The following is a 3803-nucleotide window of genomic DNA, read 5'->3' on the forward strand; positions in this document are numbered from 1 at the left end:
ACGACCTTCGGCCTGTCGCGGGAGTGGCTCCTCGCCGACGGTGAGACGTTCGTCGACGGTCTCGTCCTATCCCACCCGGAGCAGTTGGAGCGGTTGCGCCACGCGTGCCCGGAGGCCGAGAGTTCAGCGGTGCTCGCCGGGGACCCTTGCTTCGACCGCATGCTGGCGGCCCGCCCCTACCGTGAACGGTTCCGGCGCGCCCTGGACATACGTTCGGGGCAGCGGCTCGTCGTACTGAACTCCACCTGGAATCCGGAGGGTCTCTTCGGGAACGGAGGCGGCAGGGACGTACTGCCGGGTCTGCTCCCGCGCCTCACGGCCGAGTTGCCGGCCGACGAGTACCGGCTGGCCGCGATCCTGCACCCGAACATCTGGTACGGGCACGGCCCAGGCCAGGTCCGGGCCTGGCTGGACCGCGCACGCCGTAGCGGGCTGACCTTGATCGACCCCGTGCACGCCTGGCGGCAGGCCCTCATCGCCGCGGACGTGGTCCTGGGCGACTTCGGCGCGGTCTCCTACTACGCCGCGGCCCTGGGCCTCCCCGTCATGCTCGCGGCTGCTGCGCAGGACCGGCTGGATCCCGATGCACCGCTCGCGTCGTTCGTGCGGGACGCGCCGCGCCTCGATCCGCGCGGCCTCCTGCGGGAGCAGGTCGAACGGGTGCTGAGCGGGCACCGGCCACTCGCCGAGCCGGCCGAGTTCACCACCTCCGCTCCCGGCGCCTCGGCGGCCCTGCTGAGACGGCACTTCTACCGTCTGATGGACCTCCCGGAGCCCGAGGCCCCCGCCCTCCTGGAACCCCTGCCCCTGCCGGCGTACAACCCACCGCGCCGCACGGCTCCCCTGCACGTATGGACACGTGTCCGGGGGACGGACATCGTCGTCGAACGCTCCACGGGGCGCCCGCACCGGAGCGACGGGAACTCGCACCTCGCCGTTCACGAGGACAGCCTGGACCCCGACAGCCTGGAGTCCGCCGACGTGATCACGCGTGAGGGGCGACCGGACGATCCCCGGCTCGGCAGCCCGGAAGCATGGACCGCCGAGGTGCTGCGCCGGTACCCGCGCTGCCCGGTCGCCGCCTACGTGACGGGCCCGCACACATGCACCGTCCGGGTCCGCGACCACGGTGCGTTCCGGCTGTCGGCCGGACCGGGCTCGGACGCCGACCCGGCCGCGTACGCGTCCTCGCTGACCGCGTGGTTCGCCACGGGAGGCAGGGTGCCACCGGACGGAATCACGCTCCGGGTGCACGTGGCCGGCGGCGTGCACCCGGTGGCGGTGGAGTCCGCCCTACCCGGCGACCTCACAGCGCAGCCGTAGTGCGGCCAGGTACCCAAGGTGCGGGGTCGCGGCCGACGGGAGGAGGCGCTCCGCCTCCTCGATCTTCGCCAGCGCCTCGGTGTTCTCACCCGCATCGTGCAAGGTCTCGGCCAGGTCCGTGAGGGCGCGGGCCTGGTTGTACGCCTCCCCCCGCTCGGCGAAGAACTCCACAGCGGCCGTCAGCAGGCCGCGCGACTCGTCGAACCGTCCCATCCCGCGCAGCGCCCGTCCTCGATGACGCCGGGACAGAGCGAAGGCACGCGGCAGATCCTCCGCGCCCTCCTGGCCGGGCTCGACCCTGCCGTAGACGGCCTCTGCCGCGACGAACCGCTCATGCGCCGTCTCGTATCGCCAGCGGTAGAGGTTCAGCAGACCCTGCAACTCCACGCAGGACGCCTCGCCACGAAGGTGTCCGGCATCGCGTTCGGCCCTGGCGGCGGCGTCCGCCTCCCGGTCGGCCTCCTCCCAACGGCCCAGTTCGCCCAGGCAGTGGGCGAGCTGGAAGTGCAGCGCGCCCGCGACTCGCGATCCCGGCTGGCACTCGTCGGCCCGGCGGGCCGCGACGCGGAGCGCCGGCAGCACCTCGTCCCAGAATCCCGCCTTGAGCTGGAGGGGCCACAGGGCACGCCCCAGGCGGAGCACGGTGGTGGTGTGCTCGTACTCCCTGGCGACGAGCACCGCACGCACGAGGTTGCCCGACTCCACCGCCAGCGCTTGCACACCCTCCGCTTCGTCGCGGTACGCCTGCCCCTGCGCGGGCGCCGGCTCGGTGCGCCAGCTCTGGGGCAGAGCCACGTGTGCCGCGTGCAGCGCTCGGTTCAGCAAGGCTTCGAGGGTTCGGGCGACCGCCGCCGAGCATGCGAGGATCCCGTGCTCCGGTCCTGCCGTGTCCGCCAGGTATCGGCGTACCTCGGTCCGGAACCGGTAGCGCTCGTCGGGCAGGGCCTCCAGCAGTTGCGCGTCCGCCGCTTCGGCCAGCATAGGAGCGGCCTCCTCCTCGGCGACGCCCGCCGCGGCCGCGGCGAGGTGGACGGTGACGGACGGCCAGTCGCCCAAGGCCGTCAACCGGCAGAGCCGAGCCGTCTCCGCCCGGACCCGGAAGCAACTCACCTGCGCCGTGGCGCGCACCGGGTCGCTCCCCGATCCCTCGGCCGCCTGGGCCGGCAGTTCCAGCTCCGTGTCCTCGTCCAGCAGGCGCATCGCCGTCGCCCTCAACGCGAAGGCGTTTCCCCCGCAATGGGCCAGGACCTCCGGCATCCGCGGCCCCGCAAGCGCGACCCGCTCCCGGCCGGCGATCCTCCCGATCATCTTCAGCGCGTCCCGGTCGCTCAGCCGAGGCACGGGAACTCGCTCCGCCTCCAGCACGAAGGGCGAGCCGGATACGACGACCAGCAAAAACACCTCGGGGCTGGCCGGAATGAGTCCGCGGACCTGTGCGACTGAGGACACGTGGTCGATCACCACCATCGCCCGCCGGCCGGCGGTGAGCCGCCTGTAGAGCTGCTCCCGGCCTGCCTCGGTGGGCGGGATCCGATCGGGTTCGACGCCCATCTTCCCCAGCAGCCGCAGCAGAACGGCCGCCGGAGCCGGCCCGTGTTCTCCGGGCCCGTCTCGGAGGTCGACGTAGAACTGTCCGTCAGGGAACCGGGGGTGACAGACGGCGCCGAGGTGGAGAGCCACCGCGGTGGTGCCGATCCCGGGAGGGCCGTACAGCAACGCGACGCGTGGCCGGCCCCCGAACGGACGGTCCGCCTCCCGCCTCAGTCGCCTGACCGTCTCCTTGCGGTCGGTGAAGTGCCGTGCGGCGGGAGGGAGTCCGCTCCCGGACGACAGCTCTCCCGCGTGCTGCGGAAAGCTCCGCAGGAGTCGCGACCACTCCGCCGCCTGCCGCGGGTCGTCGGGCAGGCGGGCGTGCACGTGACCGGCCAGCGACTCCCAGCCCTCACGGTCAGCGGGCAGCGGGGTCTCCCTCCCCGTAGCTCTTCTCGCCAGTGCACCCGTTGACAGCAGCAACTGCTTGCCCATCTCGCCCGCCGCGCCGTTGCCCACCGACGTGAGGAAGGCGGTCAGCGCGCTGAGCGCCACGATCTCCAGCAATGTCGGCTCCTCCCCCACGTACCCGGTCCGCTGATGGCCGGACTGTATCCCCGCGCCACCAGCTCGCGGAAACATTCAGACAACACCTGACCCTGGTCTTCTCAGACTCGACCCGGACGGCGTCGCACGGGAAGACGGCTTCACCAGGGACATGCGCGGCATCGGACACCTCGGGACCGGGGATCTGGAGGTACGTCTCGCCTCGGCGGCCGACTTGGAGAAGGCGGCGCCGTTGATTCGGCGGGCGTTCGAGGCGGCCTGAAGCCCGCAGAGGGCGTGGCGTCTCAATGAGCCTTTTCCATCATCGGTCTGAGCTGGCCAGATGCAGGGTCACGACGGCTCGGACGAGGCTTGTGACGCGAGTGGTCGAGCACCGCAGCTTG

2 protein-coding genes and 1 pseudogene are annotated in these 3803 nt (G+C 72.2%); 1 reads left to right on the plus strand and 2 read right to left on the minus strand.

The features are described from left to right. A partial coding sequence (locus ABZ861_RS18020; RefSeq protein ID WP_361631017.1) for a hypothetical protein occupies positions 1–1323 on the plus strand: 1323 nt, incomplete at its 5' end. Here ABZ861_RS18020 and ABZ861_RS18025 read toward each other — a convergent pair. Beyond that, a complete protein-coding gene (locus tag ABZ861_RS18025; protein WP_361631020.1) occupies positions 1294–3420 on the minus strand; it encodes an ATP-binding protein in 2127 nt (708 codons plus the stop codon). The two genes, ABZ861_RS18020 and ABZ861_RS18025, sit on opposite strands and share 30 nt — an antisense overlap. A 301-nt stretch (positions 3421–3721) precedes the next feature. Next, positions 3722–3803, minus strand: a pseudogene (locus ABZ861_RS18030) (IS5/IS1182 family transposase); the annotation flags it as partial.

The organism is Streptomyces sp. NPDC046985 (assembly GCF_040644415.1).
Taxonomy (GTDB): domain Bacteria; phylum Actinomycetota; class Actinomycetes; order Streptomycetales; family Streptomycetaceae; genus Streptomyces.